Annotated in this window: 3 protein-coding genes; all 3 read right to left on the bottom strand. The window is 72.4% G+C overall.

Going from position 1 to position 2,911, the window contains the following annotated elements:
* The coding region (locus ITP53_RS54655; RefSeq protein ID WP_195903364.1) for a condensation domain-containing protein at positions 1-1,443 on the bottom strand (1,443 nt) is incomplete at its 3' end.
* Positions 1,444-1,625: 182 nt separating this feature from the next.
* Positions 1,626-2,684 (bottom strand): MupA/Atu3671 family FMN-dependent luciferase-like monooxygenase, encoded by a 1,059-nt coding sequence (locus ITP53_RS54650; RefSeq protein WP_195903363.1) that lies wholly within the window; start codon positions 2,682-2,684, stop codon positions 1,626-1,628.
* Positions 2,685-2,695: 11 nt separating this feature from the next.
* A partial coding sequence (locus ITP53_RS54645; protein ID WP_195903362.1) for a phosphopantetheine-binding protein occupies positions 2,696-2,911 on the bottom strand: 216 nt, incomplete at its 5' end.

Genomic DNA, 2,911 nt, shown 5'->3' with positions numbered 1-2,911 from the left:
CGGTGGGGTGGTCGTCTGGTGCCATGTGTTCGGGGGGATCAGTGCCGCCAGTTCCACCGATGCGTCCGGTTCGGCCACCAAGGAGCCGAGCAGCGTTGTGAACGCCTCCGCCCAGGCACGCACCACCTCAGGCGCGTACAGATCGGTACGGACCTCCAGGCTCGCCTCGAAGCCGTCGTCCGCGTCCCGCACGATCCCGATCAGGTCGTGCTCCCCGCCCGTGTGCACCCGCTCGGGCTCGGCGATCTCCCGCAGCCGCGCCACGCTCTCCTGCCGTGGCAGGTGCATGAACACCCACTGGAACAGCGGCGAGCGGCCCGCCACCCGCTCCGGGTCCAGCGACTGCACGATCCGGCCCACGGGGACGTCGGCGTGCGCGAGGACCCGCGGGAAGTCGGCGGTGAAGCGCGCCAGCAGGCCCGCGAACGTCGTGCCGGCGTCGAAGCGCCAGCGGATCGGGATGGAGTTCATGACGTACCCGATGACGCGGTCCAGGCCCTTGGCGGACCGGTTCGCGGTGGGGGTGCCGGTGATGAGGTCGGGCTCGCCGGTCAGCCGGTGCGCGAACACCGCGAACGCCGTCATCAGCACCCCGTACACGGTGGCTCCGCGTTCCCTGGCCAGCGCGCGTACGGCGGCTTCCGTCGCGGCGTCCACGTGGAACGCGATCTGCTCGATGCCGAAGTCGCCGCCGGGGGTGGCCGAGCCGACGGTGAGGGGGCGCGGCGGGTCCGCCAGGTACTCACGCCACCAGGCCAGTTGCGCGTCGAACACCCCGGCCGCCTCCAGTTCGCGCTGGTGGCAGGCGAAGTCGGCGTACTGGATCGCCGGGCGGCGCCGCTCGGGCGGGACGCGGTCGCGTACGGCGCGGTATGCCTCGGTGAACTCGCCGTGCAGGACGTCGAACGACCACCAGTCGGTCACGATGTGGTGCAGCGCCAGCACCAGCGTGGAACGCGTGTCGTCCACCGTGATGAGCCGCCCCCGGATCAGCCGCCCGCCGTCGAGGTCGAAGGTACGGCGGCTGAAGGCGTTCATGGCCGCGCGCCGGGTCACGCCGGTGCCGCGCAGGTCCAGGCGCTCCAGCCGGAACGGCCCCACGGGTGGGAACTCCATCCGCAGGTCACCGACCTCGCCGGTGATCCTGGCGCGCAGGATGTCGTGGTGATCCTGCACGATGGTCAGCGCGGCCTCCAGGTCGGCCGGGTCGACCGGGGTGTCGAAATGGTACGAGCAGCACAGGTTGAGCGCGGCCGTGTCGGGATAAAGCGACTCGTACACCCATAAGTCCTCCTGCGCCGGGCTGAGCCGCACGGGGCGGGCGGGATCGCGCGGCGGCACGACGTCCGGGATCGCCTCCAGCCGTCCCGCCTGGACCAGGCGGCGCAGCAGCTCCACCCGCCGCTCGCCGCCCAGCGCGGCGAACCGCTCCGCGGCGCTCACCGAAGCCCGCCCACTTAGCCGACTCTCCGCGGTGTTCGCCGAGGTTCGGCTGCCTGGCTGGCTCACCGGCGTTCGCTCGCCCGACGGGTTCACCGAGGTTCGCGCGCTCGGCTGGTTCGCCGGTGTTCGCGCGCTCGGCTGGTTCGTCGTGGTGCTCGCCGAGGTTCGGTCGCCTGGCTCGTTCATATGTTCTCCCGTAGCTCGGCGAGCCTGTGCAGGCCGGCCAGCACCTCGTCCACGCCGAGTCCGAAGTCCACGAAGCAGGCCACCTCGTCACACCCCAGGTCGGCCAGGTCCGCCAGGCTCTTGCGGCACGTCTGCGCCGAGCCGAGCAGGCTGCCCCAGGTGAGGTAGCGCTGGAAGGCGAACTCGGCGAGCGTGTCGAGCTGCCCGTCCGTGAGTTCGTCCGTCCGTCCGTCCGCCCCCTTGTTGGCAGCATTGTTGGCAGCGGTCTGCGCCACGTAAGACTTCAGGTACGCCTTCAGCGGCCCGCCCGCCAGCCGCCTTGCCTGCTCGTCCGAGACGCCCGCGTACGTGTGGGCCATGAGCGTCACCGTGCCCCTGGCCGGGGCGCCCGGCTGCTCGGGGGCCGCCTCGTACGCCTCGCGGTAGAGGCGGATCTTCCCGGCCAGCTCCTCGCGGGTCTGCCCGATGGTGGCGCCCAGGATGTTCGTACGCAGCCGCCCGGCCGCCTCCCACGTCGCCGGGCTGCCCGAGGTCGTGGTCCACAGCGGCAAGGCGGCGGAGTACGGCCGCGGCTGCGGCGTCACCGCCACCCGTTCCCCGGTCCCGTCGGTGAACTCGACCGCCTCACCCGCCCACAGGCGGCGCAGCAGCCCGATGTCCCGCGCGGCCCGCTCCCGCCGGTCGGCGAAGCCGTCAGGGGCCAGCACGAAGTCCTTGGAGTGCCAGCCGGTGGCCACCGAGACGCCGGCCCGGCCGCGCGAGAGGTTGTCCACGACGGCCCAGTCCTCGGCGACGCGCAGTGGGTGGTGCAGCGGGAGCACGAGGCTGCCTGCCCGTACGTGGATGCGTTCCGTGGCCACGGCCAGGGCGGCGCTGAGCAGCGCCGGGTTCGGGAAGACCTGCCCGACCTGCTGGAAGTGCCGCTCCGGGGTCCAGACCGCGGTGAAGCCGAGCCGGTCGGCGGCCCGGGTGATCGCCAGGATGTCCTCATATTTCGTGGCATGGCCGACGGTGCTCGCGTCGTCCGCGCCGAAGAACATCACGCTGAGGTCCATGGGCGTACTCCTCACGTGGTGGTACGGCTGCGCGGGGTCCTGGGCACGCGGGCGATGCCCGGTTCGCTGCGTTCGCCCGCGCTTTGGAGCAGGGCGGCAAGCTCGGCGACCGTCGGGGCGGAGAAGATCTGACCGGCGGTCGCGGGCAGGTCCCGGCCCGCCAGCCTGGCGGCGACCCGGACGGCCCCGAGGGAGTTCCCTCCCAGCGCGAAGAACCCGTCATCGAG

This window comes from Nonomuraea cypriaca (genome assembly GCF_015645445.1).
Classification (GTDB): domain Bacteria; phylum Actinomycetota; class Actinomycetes; order Streptosporangiales; family Streptosporangiaceae; genus Nonomuraea; species Nonomuraea cypriaca.
This window is presented reverse-complemented; position numbering and strand designations above follow the sequence as displayed.